This window comes from Arcanobacterium phocisimile, assembly GCF_016904675.1.
Taxonomy (GTDB): domain Bacteria; phylum Actinomycetota; class Actinomycetes; order Actinomycetales; family Actinomycetaceae; genus Arcanobacterium; species Arcanobacterium phocisimile.
Map to the genome: position 1 here is coordinate 212,102 of NZ_CP070228.1, position 18,887 is coordinate 230,988.

At 49.6% G+C, this 18,887-nt stretch carries 19 protein-coding genes; 14 read left to right on the top strand and 5 right to left on the bottom strand.

Going from position 1 to position 18,887, the window contains the following annotated elements; all coding sequences use genetic code 11:
* Positions 1-285: 285 nt before the first annotated feature.
* The 4 genes from JTE88_RS00885 to JTE88_RS00900 all read left to right on the top strand — a co-directional run bounded on the left by JTE88_RS00885 (position 286) and on the right by JTE88_RS00900 (position 3,654).
* Complete coding sequence (locus tag JTE88_RS00885; protein ID WP_204424762.1) at positions 286-2,205, top strand: coiled-coil domain-containing protein; 1,920 nt, start codon at positions 286-288, stop codon at positions 2,203-2,205.
* 273 nt (positions 2,206-2,478) lie between these two features.
* Positions 2,479-2,739, top strand: a complete 261-nt coding sequence (locus JTE88_RS00890) for a helix-turn-helix domain-containing protein (RefSeq protein WP_204424760.1) — start codon at positions 2,479-2,481, stop codon at positions 2,737-2,739.
* Positions 2,740-2,813: 74 nt separating this feature from the next.
* Positions 2,814-3,200 carry an IS3 family transposase gene (locus JTE88_RS00895; protein WP_204424758.1) on the top strand — a complete coding sequence of 129 codons (387 nt, stop codon included), beginning with the start codon at positions 2,814-2,816 and terminating at the stop codon, positions 3,198-3,200.
* Between the two features lie 7 nt (positions 3,201-3,207).
* Positions 3,208-3,654: an IS3 family transposase gene (locus tag JTE88_RS00900; protein WP_204424756.1), complete on the top strand. Its 447-nt coding sequence runs from the start codon at positions 3,208-3,210 to the stop codon at positions 3,652-3,654.
* Positions 3,655-3,748: 94 nt separating this feature from the next.
* Here JTE88_RS00900 and JTE88_RS00905 read toward each other — a convergent pair whose 3' ends face one another.
* The 3 genes from JTE88_RS00905 to JTE88_RS00915 form a co-directional block, all read right to left on the bottom strand.
* On the bottom strand, positions 3,749-4,492 hold the full coding sequence (locus JTE88_RS00905) for a hypothetical protein (RefSeq protein ID WP_204424764.1): 744 nt from the start codon (positions 4,490-4,492) through the stop codon (positions 3,749-3,751).
* Complete coding sequence (locus JTE88_RS00910; protein ID WP_204424766.1) at positions 4,489-6,021, bottom strand: hypothetical protein; 1,533 nt, start codon at positions 6,019-6,021, stop codon at positions 4,489-4,491. Before JTE88_RS00910 ends, JTE88_RS00905 begins: the two co-directional genes overlap by 4 nt.
* Positions 6,022-6,238: 217 nt before the next feature.
* Positions 6,239-7,318, bottom strand: a complete 1,080-nt coding sequence (locus JTE88_RS00915; RefSeq protein ID WP_204424768.1) for an inositol-3-phosphate synthase — start codon at positions 7,316-7,318, stop codon at positions 6,239-6,241.
* A 356-nt stretch (positions 7,319-7,674) separates the two neighbouring features.
* Here JTE88_RS00915 and JTE88_RS00920 point away from each other — a divergent pair, with 356 nt between their 5' ends.
* The gene (locus JTE88_RS00920; protein ID WP_204424770.1) at positions 7,675-8,490 is read left to right on the top strand and encodes a serine hydrolase domain-containing protein; all 816 of its coding nucleotides are present in this window, start codon (positions 7,675-7,677) and stop codon (positions 8,488-8,490) included.
* Here JTE88_RS00920 and JTE88_RS00925 read toward each other — a convergent pair.
* Positions 8,483-9,289: an exodeoxyribonuclease III gene (locus tag JTE88_RS00925; RefSeq protein WP_204424772.1), complete on the bottom strand. Its 807-nt coding sequence runs from the start codon at positions 9,287-9,289 to the stop codon at positions 8,483-8,485. The two genes, JTE88_RS00920 and JTE88_RS00925, sit on opposite strands and share 8 nt — an antisense overlap.
* A 36-nt stretch (positions 9,290-9,325) precedes the next feature.
* Here JTE88_RS00925 and JTE88_RS00930 point away from each other — a divergent pair, with 36 nt between their 5' ends.
* The 8 genes from JTE88_RS00930 (at position 9,326) to JTE88_RS00965 (ending at position 16,603) form a co-directional block, all read left to right on the top strand.
* Positions 9,326-10,093 (top strand): SDR family NAD(P)-dependent oxidoreductase, encoded by a 768-nt coding sequence (locus tag JTE88_RS00930; protein ID WP_204424774.1) that lies wholly within the window; start codon positions 9,326-9,328, stop codon positions 10,091-10,093.
* 220 nt (positions 10,094-10,313) lie between these two features.
* A complete protein-coding gene (locus tag JTE88_RS00935) occupies positions 10,314-11,120 on the top strand; it encodes a hypothetical protein (RefSeq protein WP_204424776.1) in 807 nt (268 codons plus the stop codon).
* 116 nt (positions 11,121-11,236) lie between these two features.
* Entirely contained in the window at positions 11,237-11,635 is a 399-nt protein-coding gene (locus tag JTE88_RS00940) for a (deoxy)nucleoside triphosphate pyrophosphohydrolase (protein ID WP_168917162.1), read from the top strand.
* A 40-nt stretch (positions 11,636-11,675) separates the two neighbouring features.
* Positions 11,676-13,307: a DUF6119 family protein gene (locus tag JTE88_RS00945; protein WP_168917163.1), complete on the top strand. Its 1,632-nt coding sequence runs from the start codon at positions 11,676-11,678 to the stop codon at positions 13,305-13,307.
* 50 nt (positions 13,308-13,357) lie between these two features.
* Positions 13,358-14,062, top strand: a complete 705-nt coding sequence (locus JTE88_RS00950) for an Eco47II family restriction endonuclease (protein ID WP_168917164.1) — start codon at positions 13,358-13,360, stop codon at positions 14,060-14,062.
* 54 nt (positions 14,063-14,116) lie between these two features.
* Positions 14,117-15,379 carry a DNA (cytosine-5-)-methyltransferase gene (gene dcm / locus JTE88_RS00955; protein WP_168917165.1) on the top strand — a complete coding sequence of 421 codons (1,263 nt, stop codon included), beginning with the start codon at positions 14,117-14,119 and terminating at the stop codon, positions 15,377-15,379.
* An 11-nt stretch (positions 15,380-15,390) separates the two neighbouring features.
* On the top strand, positions 15,391-15,894 hold the full coding sequence (locus JTE88_RS00960; RefSeq protein WP_204424778.1) for a hypothetical protein: 504 nt from the start codon (positions 15,391-15,393) through the stop codon (positions 15,892-15,894).
* Positions 15,895-15,973: 79 nt separating this feature from the next.
* On the top strand, positions 15,974-16,603 hold the full coding sequence (locus JTE88_RS00965; protein WP_239519574.1) for a TrmH family RNA methyltransferase: 630 nt from the start codon (positions 15,974-15,976) through the stop codon (positions 16,601-16,603).
* Positions 16,604-16,694: 91 nt separating this feature from the next.
* Here the strand turns inward: JTE88_RS00965 and JTE88_RS00970 are convergent, their stop codons facing one another.
* Positions 16,695-17,489 (bottom strand): type IV toxin-antitoxin system AbiEi family antitoxin domain-containing protein, encoded by a 795-nt coding sequence (locus JTE88_RS00970; protein ID WP_204424779.1) that lies wholly within the window; start codon positions 17,487-17,489, stop codon positions 16,695-16,697.
* Between the two features lie 333 nt (positions 17,490-17,822).
* On the opposite strand from JTE88_RS00970, the gene fbaA reads away from it, so the two are divergent.
* Complete coding sequence (gene fbaA / locus JTE88_RS00975; RefSeq protein WP_204424781.1) at positions 17,823-18,845, top strand: class II fructose-bisphosphate aldolase; 1,023 nt, start codon at positions 17,823-17,825, stop codon at positions 18,843-18,845.
* Positions 18,846-18,887 lie beyond the last annotated feature (42 nt).

Sequence of the window (18,887 nt, forward strand, 5' to 3'; positions counted from 1 at the left end):
ACACTCGCCTTACTCGAAGCCAACATAAAACTACCCCCTGAAAGAAGGAACCCAATCAACAAGTCCAACTTTCAGGGAGCAGTTCACAGCAACACATTTGGGCCTATAGCCCCCCCTTTTTGTGGTTTTATTTCATGCAAAAATCCCTAGCATTTCTCGCAATCCTTTCAGGGATTTCCCAGATAAATACCGGGCAAAGCACCAATTTCTATGATGAATAAAACATTATTGAAAAATGTCGTAACACGCCTTGGAAAACCAAAAATATTTTATATGATACAATCCATGACTTTTAAAAAATACGCAACACATTCCGTTCTGAGCCTCATGATTGCCGGAACCGCACTTGTCCACCCTTACGGCGCAGCCTTTGCCGCATCTCCACCTGAACTATCAGCTCAATGCACCCAAGCTCGAGCCGATGTCGCTTCACACCAAAAGACTCTCGAGACACTCAAAGCGCGCCACAGCGAACTCATGAAGAAACTTGACGCGGAAAAAGAAGCACGCACTCAGGCCGAGCATAAGCTAGCTGAACTAGAAGCAGTAGCGATGGATAAGAAGGCTGAGATTTCTACAGCTCACCAGCAGATTGAACGCGCAACTGCGCGGATCGAGGAACTCACTTCTGCTATTGCGCGCCTAGATAACGAAATTGCTGAGCACGCCAAAGCATTAGCGGCCGCTACCCAAGAACTGGCTAATGCACAGCGCAAACTCGACTCTATTGCCACCGCACACGAACAAGCTCGGGCTAAAGTTGAACAAGCTAACGAGCTAGTGCGTCAAGCACAATCGAGTGTTGCCAGTGCCGAAAAAGCGCTGCAGGACGAAAAAGAACGCTACACCAGCGCAGTTGCAGAGCAAGCGCGCAGGAGCGCTCAAACCGAACAGGAGCTAAAGAAGGTCACTGAACAGCTCGCAACCGCACCACAGACTCTTGTCGAACTCAATGACCGGCTCACTAAAGCACAAGCTGAACAAAATAAAGCCACAGAACGCCTAAACTTATTACGGAAAGTCAGTGAAGAAAAGGATGAAAAGGCTCGTGACGCAACTAAGGTTCTTGAAGGGGTAGTGGCGCAAAAAGACGAGGAAATGGCGTTGAAGAATATGACCGACGCCGAAATTAAGAAGCTTGACGATGAGATTGCAGAACTTCCCCAGATCCCGGAAAACACCCAAAAAGTAGCCGAGCTTACTGCTCGGCGACAGAGTCAACTACGAATGCGCGAAGGCTACGAAGGAAATATTACTGACCTCAATAACCTAGTTACCAAGATTCGAAGTGATATAGCCGAACTTGAGGAAGAAATTCGTAAATTTGCTGCCGAAATCCTCGTCGTCGAACAAAAACTACAAACAGCGATCCGCGATGCTGCCCAAGCCGAGCAAGCAATTCTCGACCAGCGTTCTACCATCGACGCGCTCACCAAGAACAAAGAGGCACTCGAACGAGAGCTGGCAACATTGGCAGATCCAATCGCCAATAACACCCCAGACCGTGAACGAGAATTGGAAGCAGCCAAGCAAGCGCTAGCTCCTCTTAAAGCACGCCTGAGCACTGAGCAAGAAAACCTCGATAGCCTTCAACCTACCTACAATGCAGCATTGGCAGCTAAAGAAGCACGCGAGCGAGACCTCGCTGAGAAAACGCAACATATTGAAAAACTGCGTGAGACACACGGCACGGCCCGTGCAGACCTAGATAACGTCCGCTTCGAATTAAACAATGCGCGTAAAGCTCACGATGATGCCCTAGCGGAACTAGATTCGCTTCAGCACCAGATTGCAGATGCGAAAGGATCACTCGATCTCATAGGTGATTCGTCTGCCGAATTAAAGAAGATTGCTAACGAGCTCGAAACTGAACGCATTCTCCATTCTCATTCAGTGAAAACTGAAAAAGAAAAATGTGCACCATCAGAGCAAACCCCAAATATGCCAAAGCGGACTGATCCGGCAGACCAAACCCCGAACATGCCAAAGCAGACTGATCCGGCAGACCAAACCCCAAGCACGCCAAAGCAGACCGGACAGAACCAACCTGGTCAGAAGACGGCGCCAGCCAGAGCTCAACACAACGCTTCGGCTCAACTCGCCCAGACTGGTGTTGCCTCAGGAGAGGTTTTACTTGGTGCGGGAACGTTGATCGGTATTGGTGCTCTCGCTGCAGGAGTTTCCCGACGTCGTCGTCAAGGGTAAAATCACTATCTAAAAGCGACAGATACACATAAATGGGGGCTACATGGTTAGTGAACTGCTCCCTGAAAGTTGGACTTGTTGATTGGGTTCCTTCTTTCAGGGGGTAGTTTTATGTTGGCTTCGAGTAAGGCGAGTGTGCTCCAGCGTGAGCAGTTGGTTTCGTTGTTTGAGGCTGGTTTTGGTCCTCATGTTGCTAGCAAGCATGTAGGTGTTGGGGTGAGAACTGCAAAGAATCTATGGGAGAGGTGGTGTATTCATGGCAGACTTGTTCTCATGCACAAGCCGACTCCTTCACAGTATTCCTTCGAGGTTAAACTCCAGGTAGTTGAGCGGTTCCTTTCCGGGCAAACAAAGATGTCCATTGCGAAGGAACTGGGTTTGTCCTCACCGAAAGTATTAGAAAGATGGGTTCGGATCTATCGGACTAAAGGAGTAGACGGACTACGTCCTCGACCAAAGGGTCGACCAAGAAAAGATCCACATCAACCCCGGCCAGTTAGTGAGCTTGATCAGCTCAAACGCCGTTTAGAGTAATTAGAAGCGGAAAATGCTTACCTAAAAGCATTAAGGGACTTGATGAGCAACGAATACTGACCCGGACCCGCGTCGTGGCAGATCTCAAGTCCCGCTACCGCTTTAGTGACTTACTACGTATTGCCGGGCTTGCTCGCTCAACGTTCTTTTACCATCAGGCCCGTGTCGGGCGTGGCGATAAACATGCTGAGCTTGCGCTAGTGATCAAAAATATTTTCTATCAAGCTCATGGCCGGTATGGCCAGTGGCGTATCCGGTTAGCGTTGATGAAAGATGGTTGGCGGGTATCGAAAAAACTCGTTGCTAAGATCATGGCGCGTGAGAAGTTAGTGTGTATTACACGGCCTAAACGCCGGTATAACTCCTACCGTGGAACCATTAATCGTCTTGCTCGAAACGTGCTTAACCGTGCCTTTAGTGTCGCACAGGTCAATCGTAAATGGGTCTCAGATATCACTTAAGTTTCGCGTGTGTGGTAAGAAAGTCTATTTCTCACCCATTATCGACCTCTTCGATGGGACCATCATCGCTGCCACGCATGCTTTCCATCCCACAACCACGTTCACAGCCGCGTCGTTAGCTCAGGCCATTGCCAAGGAAAACCCGCAGCCAGGATTGATTGTTCATACTGATCAAGGATTTCATTACCAGCATGTATCGTGGCGTAACCAGCTTGACCATATCGGCGCGGTTCAATCAATGTCTCGCAAGGGTAACTGTTATGCCAACTCTTTAGCAGAGAATTTCTTCAGTCACCTCAAAGCCGAGTTTTACCACCCAAGCTCTTTTACCTCCGTTCAAGACTTCCTTGACCAACTCGACCAATACATCACCTGGTATAACAACAACCGTATCCAAGAACGACTCAAGGGCCTGACCCCGATTGAATACCGGAATCAGGCCCTTGCAGCCTAACAGACAGGATATGATTTAAACTGTCCAACATCTGGGGAGCAGATCATAACATGTAGCCCCATTTATGTGCATCTGTCACTTTTCGATAGTGGTTTTACCCTTGACGACGACGTCGGGAAACTCCCGCAGCAAGCGCACCTAGACCGATAAGTGCTCCTGCGCCGAGCAATGCTTCACCTGGTGCAACGCCCGTTTGGGCAAGCTGGCTAGAAGCGTTGTGCTGGACGTTAGCTGGAGCCATTTGTTGCATCGGCTGTGCTGGTGTTGGTTGCCCTGGTGTTGGTGCTGGTGCCATTGGTGCAGGGTGCTTTGGCATAGGTTGCTTTGGTGTGCACTGTTCTTTCTCAGTTTTCACGGACTCTGAGTGAAGAATACGTTTGGCGTCAAGCTCCTTGGTGACCTTGTCAAGCTCGGCGGATGAATCTGCGATTCGGTCACGCATTTCCTTTACGTCAGCGATCTGCTTAGTGAGAGACTCCTGTGCCTCAACAGCAGAATCATGGTCCTTACGGGCTTGATCTAGCTTGTGTTGAGCGGCTTCAAGATCTGCTTTAGCTTGAGCTAGTTCGTTGCGGAGCTTTTCCGTACGACGGGTTTCCGCAGCGACCTTCTCTGCTTGTGCTTTTTCAGCTGCTAGAGCTTCGCCATAAGCCGCTTCAAGTTCCTTAAGACGTTTCTCAGCATCTTGCAGTTTCATCTTGAGGTCAGCCAGTTGCTGTTTTGCTTCGTCCAACTTTTGCGTAAGAACTGCAATGTTGTTCGTAATTGGCGTTTCTTCCAAAGCTTTCAACTCTTGCTCGAGCTTTGCTTTTTCCTTCGACAGTTCGGCGATCTTCACCTGCTGTTCAGCGAGAGCTTTATCCGCTGAAGCGATGTCGCGGATAGCCTTTTCAGGATGTGCTCGGCAGAGCGAACATTATCAGAAGAAATAAGTATTTCTTTTTGAAGCTTGGTTATCTCCTTTTCAGCACTCTTAATCTGGTATTCTAGCGTCTCGATATTCTCCGAGAGCTTTTCAACAGTTGATTGCTTATTTCGAACTACAGACCGGAGGTTGTTCAATTCGTCCCGTAGTTTTTCGACTTCTTCAAGCTGTGCTGAAAGGTTCGCTTTTTGACGGTTAAGATCGTCATGTTGTGTAGATAGGTCAGTGATAGATCCCTCAGTGCTACTAAGCTCTTGCTTTAGCTGCCCGATTGTTGCCTCAGTAGATTTAATATTGCGTTCAATATCATCGAATTTGTGCCGTAGGCTTGGTATGGAATCAATACGATCCTTTTCAACTGAACTAAGAGCCTTTGTTAATTCTTCATCGGTTTTAATCTTGAGGGAATTAAGTTGTTTCAACTGTTCCTCTGTAGAACTGAGGCGAGTGTTCAGTTCAAATTTTTTAGTATGCAGATCGTTTAACTTAGTGTTTAAATCGCGTATCTGTTGATCTAGCTTCGCCCATTTTTCTTCTGCAGCATGGTAGCCTGCATGTTTGTTTTGCAGTTCTGAAAGTTGTTTATTGCTTTCAACTATCTCTTTTTCCAGCTTATCCTTGGTGTCAATGTGCTGTTGTTTTAGGCCCATGTAAGCGTTTAGCTCGTCCTTGAGCTGTTTGAAGTAAGAAACTTTTTGCGTCGCATATTTATGTGCGTAGCTGAGGCCGTCTTCTGCCTTCTTTTTATCGGCTTTTGCTTGGTTAAGTCGGTCGGTTAGATTCGGAAGTTCGTTGCTTGATTTTTCTAGTTCTTGAGCGGTCTTTGCAAGATCAGCTTCTTTTTGGGCTATCTGCTTGTTGTGTTCTTCGAGCGCCTTGTTGTAGGCGTCTTTCTCGTCCTGTAGGGCTTTTTCTGCACCAACTACCTCTGACTGTGAACGCTTGACTGCTTCTTGATTCTTGGTGACCTCTGCGCGAGTCTTATCGCGTTGGGCAGTAATGGCTTTAAGTTCCTTTTGAGCAATCGCGAGCGCTGTCTTAGCTTCTTCTAACGCCTGGTTTTGCTTCTTAAGGTCCTTGTCAAGCTGGCCAATCATTGTCTCGAGTTGCTTAATCTTCGCAGTCGCACGATCGATCGCGTTTTGTGCCTGAGCGATTTTACCTTTATTGGTCTCGGCGGCTTTTTCTAGTTCAGCTAGCTTATGCTCGGCCTGAGTGCGTGCTTCTTTTTCCGCGTCAAGTTTCTTCATGAGTTCGCTGTGGCGCGCTTTGAGTGTCTCGAGAGTCTTTTGGTGTGAAGCGACATCGGCTCGAGCTTGGGTGCATTGAGCTGATAATTCAGGTGGAGATGCGGCAAAGGCTGCGCCGTAAGGGTGGACAAGTGCGGTTCCGGCAATCATGAGGCTCAGAACGGAATGTGTTGCGTATTTTTTAAAAGTCATAGATTGAATAGTATGGAATTTCGTTGACATTTCAAGGTGGATTGTTACATTTTTGAATAGTGTTTTCTAGATCATATAAATTTATGCTTTAGCCTGTATTTGTCTGGAAAATTCCTGGGAAGATTGCGAGAAAAGCAGGGAATTCCCCACTGTCTGACGCTCTGAAAATGGCGTGGCTGAGCGGATCAGCCACGCCACGTCGTCGAGTATCGAGAGCTTACCGTTCGCGATTTCCAGCAATAAACTCTTCGAGGTGCTCGCGAGCGACCGAGTCACGCAACTGCTCCTTCGGTGACTTCATCAGGTAGGACGAAGCAGAGAGCAGGTTGCCGGAGATGCCACGATCGAGCGCGATCTTGCAGGCGCGCAGTGCGTCGATGACGATACCTGCAGAGTTTGGTGAATCCCAAACTTCGAGCTTGTATTCGATTTGGATCGGAACTTCACCGAAGGTGGTTCCTTCTACGCGAACGAATGCGAACTTGCGATCTTCGAGCCACGGCACGTAGTCAGATGGGCCAACGTGGATGTTGTGATCGTCAACCGGGCCGGTCATATTCGAGGTGACGGCGTTGGTCTTGGAGATCTTCTTCGATTCGAGACGGTTGCGCTGCAGCATGTTCTTGAAGTCCATGTTGCCGCCCACGTTGAGCTGGTAGGTGCGGTCGATACGAACGCCACGCGATTCCATCAATGCGACGAGGTCGCGGTGGGAGATAGTTGCGCCGAACTGGGACTTGATGTCGTCACCGATGATTGGCAATCCGGCGTCTTCGAACTTCTTGGTCCACTCTTCGGTGGAAGCAATGAACACCGGCAGGCAGTTAACGAATCCGCAGCCGGCATCGATAGCGCACTGGGCGTAGAAGCGGTCTGCTTCTTCGGAGCCAACTGGCAGGTAGGAAATAAGAACGTCAACCTTGGCGGCCTTGAGTTCGGCGACCACATCTACTTCTGGTGCGTCGGATTCGGTGATGGTGTCGCGGTAGTAGTCGCCGAGACCGTCGAGGGTGTGGCCGCGAAGAACCTTCACGCCGGTTTCTGGAACGTCAGCGAACTTCATCGTGTTGTTCTGCGAGGAGAAGATGGCTTCGGAGATATCCTTGCCAACTTTTTCGCTATCAACATCGAAAGCTGCCACGAATTCGACGTCGCCCACGTGGTATCCGCCGAAATTCACGTGCATTAATCCTGGGATTGGGGTGTTAGGGTCTGCATCTTTGTAAAACTCAACTCCTTGAACGAGTGAGCTAGCACAGTTGCCGACTCCAACGATACCTACGCGGATCTTGGACATATTTTCTCCTTTGGTCGGTCTGCTTGCTGGCGGGCAGTGAGTTAGTTGTCAGGACATAATTGTCACGACAATTAACAGTCTCGCTTGTTACTGGGCAAGATGCAAGTGCGACACGACACGTCCGGTTTTGTTGGCTAGGGGCCTGAGTGCGGGTTGTTCCTAAAACTCGTCTCTGGGAGTAGATAGGTGCATATAGTGGCTATCTCCGCTGTACGACGAGCTTTTGTGACAGCGGGGCGCGCTGAGCTAGCTGCCGGGCGGTGCGAGGCGGACAGGCGCCGCCCCGCTGCCCCGGCAAGGCTGCGCGCCCCGGCACCGCCCGGGCACCTCCTGCCCGAATATGCCAAACTGGAAGCATGTATGAAGATTTTTTACCGGCTGACACCTTGGCATTCGATCACTCTTACATGACGCTCACCGCCGGCCCACGCGGCGTGGAGATAGCAGGAATCGCCGGCGATCCCGACGTGGTCTATCCGCTGGCATCGGTCACGAAGCCAATCGCGGCATGGTCTGTGCTGGTAGCGGTAGAACGTGGGCTGGTTTCTTTGGACGAACAAGCCGGACCAGAAGGGTCAACTATTCGCCATTTGTTGGCGCACGCTTCGGGTTTGCCGTCGGCGGCAGGAGATCCTATTGCAGCACCTGGCACCCGCCGGATCTATTCAAACTATGGTTTTGACGTGCTGGGCGAGGCGGTTGCGGCGCGGGTTGGCATGTCGATCCAGGACTGGGTGCGGCAGACGGTACTTGAACCCGTGCGCATGCTGGACGCCAGCGTGGATGGCTCGATCGCGTTTTCTGGTCGGGCGTCGCTCGATTCGGTGGCGCGGTTTGCGGGAGAGTTGCTGGACCCCCAGTTGATTTCGCCCGACCTGGCCCAGCAGGCATTTAGTCCGCAGTTTGCCGGGATTCCCGGTATTTTGCCAGGTTATGGCCGCCAGCCGGATAATCTGTGGGGTTTGGGTTTGGAGATCCGTGGCAACAAGTCACCGCACTGGACGGGATCTGATTTTCCGACGACGACGTTCGGTCACTTCGGCCAGTCCGGCTCGTTTGTGTGGGTCGATCCGGTGGCCAACCAAGCGGGCGTCTTTTTAGGAAACCGGATGTTTGGCCACGAGCACGCCGAGGTTTGGCCAGAGCTAACTAATCAGATGCGGGCTAGCTAGCAAATTCGACGATCACTGGCACGTGGTCTGAAGCGCCCTTGCCTTTGCGTTCGTCGCGGTCGATTGCGCCGGCGATCGTGCGTTGGGCCAGTCCTTCGGATGCCCACACGTAGTCGATGCGTAGTCCTTCATTCTTGGGGAAACGTAGCTTTTGGTAGTCCCAGAACGTGTAGTTCGTGGCGAAATCTCGCGAAACTTCACGCATGCCAGCGACACTAAACGCATGGAACGCTGCGCGTTCGGCGTCGGTCAAATAAATACCGTCCTCCATCGCGGACGGATCCCACACGTCGTCGTCGGTAGGAATAACGTTCCAGTCCCCAACTAAGGTGAGGTCAATTCCGAGGCGGGTTTGGGTGGTGGCGAATTCTTGGAGGGCGCGCAAGAATTCGAGTTTGTAGAAGTAGTGCGGATCGCCAACGGCTCGGCCGTTGGGAACATAAAGTGACCACAGGTCGATTCCGCCCACGCGCGCCCCGATGGCGCGAGCTTCACGCGGACCGTTGATGAAGGCGGCGCCGTCGTCGGGAATGCCTTTGGTGAAACCGGGCTGGCCGGGGAATTCGTAACGAACATCGGAAAGACCAACGCGGGAAATAATGGCGACGCCGTTCCACTGGTTAAGCCCGTGGGCGGCGATCTCGTAACCGGCTGCCTCAATCTCGGCTGCTGGGAATTGCTCGGGTTTGCATTTGATTTCCTGCAACGCCAACACGTCTAAATCGTGACGTTCTAGGACGTTTAGGATGCGGTCGGCACGGGCACGGGCAGAGTTAATATTCCACGTTGCGATCTTCATGAGACCAGTTTACGGGTTGCGCGGTAGTCTTGTCGTATGGGACGAGCGTTGATTACCGGAGCAAGTGCAGGGCTAGGGCTCGCTTTTGCTCGCCAGCTAGCGAACGATGGGCACGACGTCGTGCTGGTTGCGCGCAACCAGGAACGATTGGACGACGTCGGTGGCCAGATTCGACAAACCTACGGCGTTGAGGTTGAAGTTATTGCCGCCGATCTTGGTGATGTGGCGGATACCCAGCGGGTGGCGCAGCGGCTGGGCGCAAGTGATGCACCGATAAGTTTGCTGGTCAATAATGCCGGTTTCGGGCTGGGGCAAGATTTTGTGGGTGGTGCGATGGAGCGCGAACTTGATGGCTTGAATGTGATGGTTCGAGCAGTGATGATGCTCAGCCACGCGGCTGCCGAGGCGATGGTGGTGCGCGGGCGAGGCACGATTATTAATGTGGCCTCGATGACCTCGCTGACCGTGCAAGGCACATATTCGGCGCACAAGGCATGGGTGCGGACGTTCAGTGAGGGGCTGGCGGTAGAACTGGCTGGTACCGGGGTAGGGGTGACGGTGGTTAATCCGGGCCTGATTCGCACCGAGTTCCATGAGCGTTCCCACGTAGATTCGTCGCAGTGGCCGGAAGTCGTTTTTGCTAGTCCTGAGCAGGTGGTGCGGGCCGCGTTGGCGGCTGCGCGGGCTGGCCAGGTGGAGGTCACGCCGACTGTGCTCTACAAACTGGCGAGCGTGGTGGTACGCCATGCCCCGCGCAGACTCGTGCGCAAGTTCGCCGGTCCGGGGCTTTCTGGGCGGGGTTGACGCCACAATATTGGCTTGTTATTGGCTTATGAAATGCAGAAAGTCGGGGTGTTCAGCAAAGTGTGTGGGAAGTGAATATTATGCTTCAAATAGCGTATGGATGCTGATCAATATCATGTGTACATACGCTCTCTCAAAGACTGTCGTTCGTTTAAGATGAAAGGAAAGATAGGCTTTGACAAACCGGGAGCTAGCGTCGTTAACAATTCTTGCACTATTAATGCTTTTAGTTATTGTCGAAGCAATTAGAAAACCCAGCTTCCGGAAGGGCATTTGGAATCTATTTAAAGCCTTTTCGTGGAAATTGCAGGTAGCGTTGTTGTGCTACTTTCTATGTGCGGTGCTATCGATGTGGATTGCTTGGCAAATTGGTCTGTGGAAAGTTGAATTCATCAAAGAGTCTCTGCTGATGATTCTAGTTGGTGGAATTCCACTGCTCTATTTCAAACCGGTAGAGATGATCAGTGGTTTCGAATTGCTTAAAGCTATTTCGCAGAATGCTGTCGGTTTCACAGTAATTGTTTCTGCCTATTTCAACCTGGTTTCATTCCCGTATGTAGTTGAAGTTTTTATGCAGGTCGTTGTGTTTCTGTTGGGTGCTTCAAGTGCAGTCATCGAGCGAAAGAAATTAGGTTCCTTCACAAATCATTTCTTGCAAGGCGCTCTGATTCTTTATGGCTTTATATTTATTTTGTTGGTTTCTTTTAAGGTGTACAGTCATGCAGATTCAATTTATTGGTCGAAAGAAATAAATATTTTTATCCTTTCCGGTTTCTTTCTCTTTTCAATGTTCCCATTCGCATATTTACTTGCGTTATATTCTGCGTTGGAACTCATCATTTCTCGGTTGAAAATGCGCAACGAATCTCTACGCGTGGGAGTTAAGGTGGCGGCAATTGTGGGTACAAGAGGAAGTTTGAAACTTGCTAAGTTATTTTGCTATCCCTGGCTAAATAAAATGGCTGAAGCTGAGAATTATAGAAACGCGTCGATCGTTATGCGTAGTTACCGAAAAGCTTTGCAGTAAACAGGGAATGATGAAGGTAGAGCAGATTTAGGTGGTGTTGCTAGGAAGGTGTTTGGGAACATCCATCTGCTAACGTGGTCTTATAGTGCATAACTAGATGATTTTTGTGGTGAAGTATGGCGAAGAAATTAATTCACGTGGTCGGCGCTGTGTTTGTGCGTGATGACAAGATTATGGCTGCGCAGCGCGGCTCAGGGCGAGCTCTAGAAGGATATTGGGAATTTCCCGGTGGAAAGATCGAGCCAGGAGAGAGCCCGCAGCAAACACTTGCTCGTGAGCTGCGTGAAGAATTGCTTACTGACGCCGAAGTAGGTGAATTCATTGCCCGATCAGAGTATGAATACGATTTTGGAATCGTTTGGCTAGATGCTTACTTTGCAACTATTATAGGCAGCGAACCAACCCTGACTGAGCATCAAGAAATTCGCTGGCTGGGTGCAGAAGAACTATTCAGTGTGCAGTGGGCGCCGGCTGATATTCCGATTATTGAGAGTATTCGTTCACAGATAATCTAAATCGTTGCTGAGCATCCATTAAGATTTGAGGTTTAAGATCATGGGGAAACAGCGGTTAACTATTTATATGTTTCGCGAAAATGTTCAAGACATTGAAGATATATTCGACTTAGAGAGAAAGAGTCAAATAGGAATAGAGGTTTTTAAAATTCCAACAAATAATGCTTTTGGCTCAGACGGGTGCTTGTTTTATAAAAAACAGGAGGACAATACTCCAGCGTGGCTAAGCTATGTGATTCCTATCTTGGCAGAGGATCTTCCTGAAATGAAAACCAAAAGTATTTCTGCGTTGTTAGTAACCAGAGTGAAGGAACGAATTTTTGCAATCGCATTCGGATATGGGCGTTCTCTAATAGATCTGCAGAAAATTGAGTTTAATTTTGGTTTGCGTGTTGCCCTCAATTTAATTGATCCAAAACAAATTCGAAGTGTAGACACGAAGTTATTCGACGATTTGGTTCTTTCTGCAAAAATGCAAGTAAGCAGAGACGCTGGACTTGCATCGTTTAATGTAGACACGCAGCGGGATATTTTGAAATCGGTAGCAGGAAAGATCGATGGAAATGATTTTTTTAACACTATTTCCGGTAGTGATTCAGTGGTGCTCAATGCTGATATTGGTGCACTCAAAGTGCCGAGACTATTAGAACAGCTCCTCGAAGCGTATCAGTCCGAGGCGTATAAGAAAAATTTTGGTTGGGTTGATCATTTAGCGCTCGTACGGGATGAAAAAACCATTAACCTGCTCGATAACAAGTTAGTGGGCGAGTTAAGGTCAGGAGTGCTGGGCTCGACCCATTTAGCTTTACCAGATGTGCTGGATTTGGAGGATATCGACGCCTACAAGATTCAAGGAACTCGCGGAGTCGAGTACCCGGAGCTTGATTTGGATAGTTATTTAAAAGAGTTGGGAGACGCGCTTGACCAACTATCCTTAGAGAAGCTTAAAAGGTTTCATGTTTCAGTAAGATTTTCAAGAACTCAAGCATACGACCGACGTGGAACATTATACAGGTGCCTGGTTTCGGAGCAGAGACTGGAGCAGGGTGGGCGGCTCTATGTTTTGATTGAGGGACGTTGGTTCGAGGTTGACAAACTTTTGGTTGAAGAGGTCGATTCTTATTTAGAAGAAAGAATAACGTTTGACGCAAAGGGCTTTCCGGATGCAAAAGTTGGAGAAAAAGAGACGAATTATAATCAACGTTTGGTTAGAGAATCAGGCGGAGGATTACTTCTATTGGATGCTAAAGTATTTAGGCCACAAGGCGCGAGAACAGGTATCGAATTTTGTGATGTTTTATCCAAAGAAGGAGAGATTATCCACGTTAAACGAAAGTCGCGTTCATCGACTTTGAGTCACTTGTTTGCTCAGGGTACTGTTTCAGCAAAGACATTTCTGGGTGATCAGAGTTTCCGATCTGAGTTAAGAGACTATATTCGTGATCAAGTAAAAGTTGGGCACAGTGATGATTGGTCACAGGTGTTACCTGATATGAACGAATCTGTAGTGCCGAATAGATACTGTATCAGATATTTAATTATTGCGAAATCAAGTCGAACAGGCATGGACTGGTTGCCGTTCTTTAGTAAAATAACCCTTATTCAGAATACTAAAGAATTGCTACAGATGGGATACAAGGTCACTGTCGGTAGAGTTTCGGTAAGTGATTAGATGCTTGACATTGTGAAATGTAATCTAAGCAAGAGTTCAGGGAAGAGAATATGGGAAATAATCACTCATATGGTTTAGATTGGATCGATGAGGATGCGCTATTCGAAGTGACAAAAAAGACTTTTGATAAGGTCTTGAATCCTCAGCGGAAGCAGCCGCTTCCTCCAGATCCATTTACCATTATTGCACATGCGACAGTGATGGGTGGGAGCCTTACAGAGGCTCTAATGTTCGAAAAAGAGCGATCGCTCAATAAGACACTGTCAGATAACGTGGGATATTGGCATCAACGCGTTCTTGGCCTATCTCCAAATTGGCAGGAGACAGGTTCGTCTGGTGGCAATATAGATTTGAAGACCAATCCTGGATTTCTTCCTCCTTCTATAGGAAGACCTGTATATGCCGAAGTTAAGAATCGTTTTAACACTATCAAAGGTTCGGATCAGAAAAATCTGTGGGATGATCTTGAGCGTCATGTAAAAGCAAATGGAGCTGTCGGCTACGTTTTCCAGATAATTCCCAAAAAAGCTGAGAGGTATGATCAACCGTGGAAAGTGGCTGGCAGGCCAGTTCGGGAAGACATTCGACATTGTGACGGCGTGACTGCCTATGAGTTGGTATATGGGGAGCCGGAAGCGCTGTTCCAACTGTATCGTGCACTTCCTTTGATATTTAGAGATATTATCGGTAGCGATAGTCTTGTTGAGGGAGAGATTGCTGAGCTGTTTTTTAGATCACTACCTAGTGCGGAATGACACCTTGTTTATGGTAACCTTTACATAGGCAAAGGTTACCATAAGAGGTGTGTAGTGGAGAAAGTACAGATTGGTGTTGCTGCTCAAGAGCTTGGTGTGTCAGTAGATACAATTCGGAGATGGGCGAAACAAGGGCTAATAAAAGCTTCGCGAGGAGCGCGAGGTGATCGCCTTTTTAATGTCGATGAGATTGCTCGACTGCGCTGTAAACTCAATGGTGAGGGGTCACAGCGTACGTTTGAAGTTTTATCACGCGGCGAAATTTTCGAAGATGCTTCTTGTATTGATCTATTTGCGGGTGCTGGGGGAACTGCGCTTGGTTTCCATAATGCTGGATTGAATCATGTCTTCTTGAATGAGTTTAACAAAGAGGCCGTTTCTACTTTACGTAGTAATAGTGAAAAATTTGGCCTTAATTGGGATATATCCGATAAAGATGTACATGAAGTAGATTTCTCTACGATGAGTGCGCGAGTCATTCAAGCTGGATTTCCTTGCCAAGCTTTCTCTTACGCGGGGAAGTCTAAAGGATTCGCGGACACTCGAGGGACGTTATTTTTTGAGTTTGCAAGAGCGGTTCGCGATATACAGCCCGATATTGCAATTGGTGAAAACGTTCGTGGACTAGTGAACCATGATGGTGGAAGAACATTAGTCACGATGTTAAACACGTTCGATGAGCTTGGGTATGACATTAATTTCAGAATTTTGCGAGCACAGTACTTAGATGTTCCTCAAAAGAGGGAAAGACTGTTTTTGTTCGCAGTGAAGAGGGGAAAGAATCTCCCAATTGTGTTCCCGAAAGAGCAAGACTATATTATCACTCTGCGGGAAGCTCTCGAAGGAGTTCCGGATTCACCAGGTCAAAAGTATACTGCGAAAAAAGAAAAAGTAATGCGCCTGATTCCTGAAGGCGGTAATTGGCGCGATCTTCCCGATGAAATCCAAAAAGAGTATATGGGGGCTTCTTATTATCTTGGTGGAGGAAAGACGGGAATGGCTCGCCGTATGTCATGGAATGAACCTGCGCTAACTCTTACTTGTAATCCAGCTCAGAAACAGACTGAGCGGTGCCATCCGGAAGAGACACGTCCCTTTACGGTGCGAGAGTATGCTAGAATCCAAACTTTTCCTGATGAATGGGAGTTTAATGGGAGTGTAGCTGCACAATATAAGCAGATTGGAAACGCTGTCCCTGTGAATTTGGGTTACCACATGGGATTATGCGTCTTAGCTTCCCTTGGATTGATTCCGATCGATGAGACAATGGAAGTAGTTGAACCGTTACGTTTCCCTTATGGTGACTTAAGGAATTAAGATGTAATGCTATGTTCAGTAATGATCCGCAAAAGAGTGCATTAGCTGAGTTGCTTCGGCCTATCTTCGCCAAGGTAGCTCCCGAGTCGATGCCATCATCTGCCCAGTACGATCCAGCCGGAATCACACAGCAAGCCCGCGAGCTGCGCGCCCTGCTTCTCAGCTATGACGGCGCGATCCTGGCTGGCCACGTTATGCTCGACCTGCTCGAAGAAAACGGCTACGGCCCGCTCGACGTCGAAATCCTTACGGTTGCACCCGAAAATCTAGCGCTCGCGCTCGCAATCCAACACGCAGCCGCCTCACGCGGCCTCGCCTACGACGTCGTCGTCACCGAAAACGGCGAACTCCTCGGCCCAGAGGCAAGCGGACGCACCGCCGTTGCGATCACACTTTTCGACGACGAAACCGCAACCGAACCACGCATCCCGGTACAAACCCAGGCCACACTCATCGGAACTGGACTCGCCGCATATCAGCCTACAACCCTACATAGTGGAGACCACCGTGAGTGAAACCCCAACCCAGCCAACCCCCGACGCAACCAACGACGAAGCATTCGACTTTTGGGGAAACGGCGAAAAGCCGGGCGGAATCACCGGTGTTGGCCCGTGGGAAGGTCCACTCCCAGACGATCCGCGCTACGATCCGGAACTGTTAGCGAATGGCGATAAGCGCAACGTCGCGGACAAATACCGCTACTGGAGCGTCGAAGCAATCAGCGAGGACCTCGCCGCGCACTCCACCAAACTCCACATCGCGATCGAAAACCTCGAACACGACCTCAACATCGGATCCATTGTGCGCACCGGCAACGCCTTCAACGTCAGCGGCGTCCATATTGTTGGCCGCAAACGCTGGAACCGGCGCGGCGCACTCGTCACCGATCGCTACCTCAACGTCCACCACCACCCAGACGTTGCCAGCCTGACACAATGGGCCCGCGAAAACGATTATGTGCTCGTTGCGGTGGACAATATGGAAGGATCCACACCGATCGCCGCCACGCCACTACCCGAAAACGCGCTACTGATCTTCGGGCAAGAATCTAACGGCTTGAGCGCCGAACTGCTGGCAGCCGCCGATTCAGCCGTCTATATTCCGCAGTTTGGCTCCACGCGGTCCATGAATGTTGCGGCGGCAGCGGCAATTGCCATGCATATGTGGATTATGCAGCACGGGCCGGATGCGACTCCAGTGCCAGAAAGCCGGCCTGTACTTTAACGACTGTACATTCAGTTTGCATATTCGACAGGTAATCGCCGAAATTCCGGTTGCCGGTGCAAAAATGCAAACTGTGTGTACGGGGGTGTTTTTACCGGCGCCTCAAAATAGTCAACAACTTCTGCTGAGTCTGCGGCCATTCGTACCAGATTTGTCGGTATGACAGGCGAACTACGCGATAGCCGGCATCCTGAGCAGCTAGATCACGCCGGTGGTCGTTTTCAAAAGTGCTTTCTGACACGTGATACTGCCGGCCATCACATTCAATTATGATTCGCCGGTTAACCAGTAAATCAACGAATCCTACACTAGGAATATGTGCCTGCGGAATCACTGAAAAATGATGACCTTCAAGGAAAAGTCGGACTCGAGTTTCGCTCCCTGACTGCGCGGAGGGCGAGAAGCTCAGAAGCTTGTTGTGAGTTCTGGCAGGCAACTGTGCAATAAGAACGGAGACCTCATCAACTGAGAGAAGTCGGTTGTTGACTGCCGATTCAGCGATGATGAGGGAAGTCTCGGATGAACAACAACGGAACACGATAGATATGATTTCGGGGAGATCGAGCCGGACCTGGTCTGCGGCGAAAAATTGCCGGTGACATATTGCTTGTGCTGGCATTTTTATATTCCCTCGGCGAGGATGATAAGCAATATGGAGGCAATCGGACGCTGCCGGTGGTGTCCACAGCGGGAATAACCGACATGCGGAAATGCATGTCAGCCTGCCACCCGATGCGATAGCTCGAACCTCAGATTGATCCGCAGTTTGGTCTGCGAACCAGCCACGAGTAAATCGTGAGAGCGCACCTTCGTGAACTAAATGGTTAATTGCCCGGCGAGAGTAGCCCGCTGATCTTAATTGTTGATAGGTAAAGATGCCACCCATTCTGTAATTGTCTAATAAATTCTGTATATCATGCGATCAGTTTTCCACAAGGCTCAGATTGCTCTGCGCGCTGTTTGATGAAGCGAGCACAGAGTTTGCATTTTGCGCACCAAACGGTGAAAATTCAGCAAATATCCGCAGATATGCAAACTGAATGCACAGGTACTACAAACGCCAAAGCATGGCTCCAGTGAACCTTGGAAAAATCAGTATAAAACTGAACGTGATTTGCGGTAATGCACAATATTTCACGAACGGGACTGAGGGCTTAACATGTGGGCACGAATAGTGCGATAATAGAACTGTTCTAACCACTACAAGAGGAGTATTCCCGTGGCAATTGCAACCCCAGAGGTTTACAACGAAATGCTTGACCGTGCTAAGGCCGGCAAGTTCGCATACCCAGCAATTAACGTTACGTCATCTCAGACGCTAACCGCTGCTATCCGTGGCTTTGCTGAGGCAGAGTCTGACGGTATTATTCAGGTTTCCGTTGGCGGTGCGGAGTACTGGTCAGGTTCAACTGTGAAGGATCGCGTTGCCGGCTCCCTCGCAATGGCAGCTTACGCTCGCGAAATCGCGAAGAACTACGATGTCAACATTGCACTGCACACCGATCACTGTGCAAAGCAGAACATCGATTCCTGGATTCGCCCACTTATGGAGCTCGAAGCTGAAGAAGTCAAGGCTGGTCGCCTCCCATTCTTCCAGTCCCACATGTGGGATGGTTCGGCTATTCCACTTGCTGAGAACCTCGAGATTGCTAAAGAAATGCTCGATCTTGCTGTCAAAGCAAACACCATCCTCGAAGTTGAAATCGGTGCTGTTGGTGGCGAAGAAGATGGCGTCGTTGGCGAGATCAACGAAAAGCTTTATACCACTGCTGAAGATGGTATGAAGACCATCGAAGCTCTTGGTCTTGGCGAAAAGGGTCGCTACATCACCGCTCTTACCTTCGGTAACGTTCACGGTGCATACAAGCCAGGCTTCGTTAAGCTCCGCCCAGAACTCCTCGGCGAGATTCAAGAAGAAGTTGGCAAGAAGGTCGGCAAGGAATCCCCATTTGATCTCGTCATGCACGGCGGCTCCGGCTCAACCGCAGAAGAAATCGCAACCGCAGTCCGCAACGGCGTTATCAAGATGAACGTTGACACCGACACCCAGTACGCATTCACCCGCCCAGTCGCTGAGTGGATGATGCGCAACTTCGACGGCGTTCTTAAGATCGACGGCGAAGTCGGCAACAAGAAGCAGTACGACCCACGCGCATGGGGCAAGGCTGCTGAGGCTGGCATGGCTGCTCGCGTTGTTGAAGCATGTGAGCGCCTCGGTTCCGTTGGCAAGAAGATGCGTTGATCTAGCTGCGTCAACGCCTAGCATGCTGCGTTAAGTGTGCCA

Bases quoted from the DNA above. Each gene is read 5' to 3' on its own strand.
- JTE88_RS00890 (WP_204424760.1), top strand. From the start codon at position 2,479: ATGCACAAGCCGACTCCTTCACAGTATTCCTTCGAGGTTAAACTCCAG.
- JTE88_RS00910 (WP_204424766.1), bottom strand. From the start codon at position 6,021: ATGACTTTTAAAAAATACGCAACACATTCCGTTCTGAGCCTCATGATT.
- JTE88_RS00960 (WP_204424778.1), top strand. From the start codon at position 15,391: ATGTTCAGTAATGATCCGCAAAAGAGTGCATTAGCTGAGTTGCTTCGG.
- JTE88_RS00950 (WP_168917164.1), top strand. From the start codon at position 13,358: ATGGGAAATAATCACTCATATGGTTTAGATTGGATCGATGAGGATGCG.
- JTE88_RS00945 (WP_168917163.1), top strand. From the start codon at position 11,676: ATGGGGAAACAGCGGTTAACTATTTATATGTTTCGCGAAAATGTTCAA.
- JTE88_RS00940 (WP_168917162.1), top strand. From the start codon at position 11,237: ATGGCGAAGAAATTAATTCACGTGGTCGGCGCTGTGTTTGTGCGTGAT.
- JTE88_RS00925 (WP_204424772.1), bottom strand. From the start codon at position 9,289: ATGAAGATCGCAACGTGGAATATTAACTCTGCCCGTGCCCGTGCCGAC.
- JTE88_RS00915 (WP_204424768.1), bottom strand. From the start codon at position 7,318: ATGTCCAAGATCCGCGTAGGTATCGTTGGAGTCGGCAACTGTGCTAGC.
- JTE88_RS00970 (WP_204424779.1), bottom strand. From the start codon at position 17,489: ATGGGTGGCATCTTTACCTATCAACAATTAAGATCAGCGGGCTACTCT.
- JTE88_RS00920 (WP_204424770.1), top strand. From the start codon at position 7,675: ATGTATGAAGATTTTTTACCGGCTGACACCTTGGCATTCGATCACTCT.
- JTE88_RS00930 (WP_204424774.1), top strand. From the start codon at position 9,326: ATGGGACGAGCGTTGATTACCGGAGCAAGTGCAGGGCTAGGGCTCGCT.
- JTE88_RS00935 (WP_204424776.1), top strand. From the start codon at position 10,314: ATGCTTTTAGTTATTGTCGAAGCAATTAGAAAACCCAGCTTCCGGAAG.
- JTE88_RS00885 (WP_204424762.1), top strand. From the start codon at position 286: ATGACTTTTAAAAAATACGCAACACATTCCGTTCTGAGCCTCATGATT.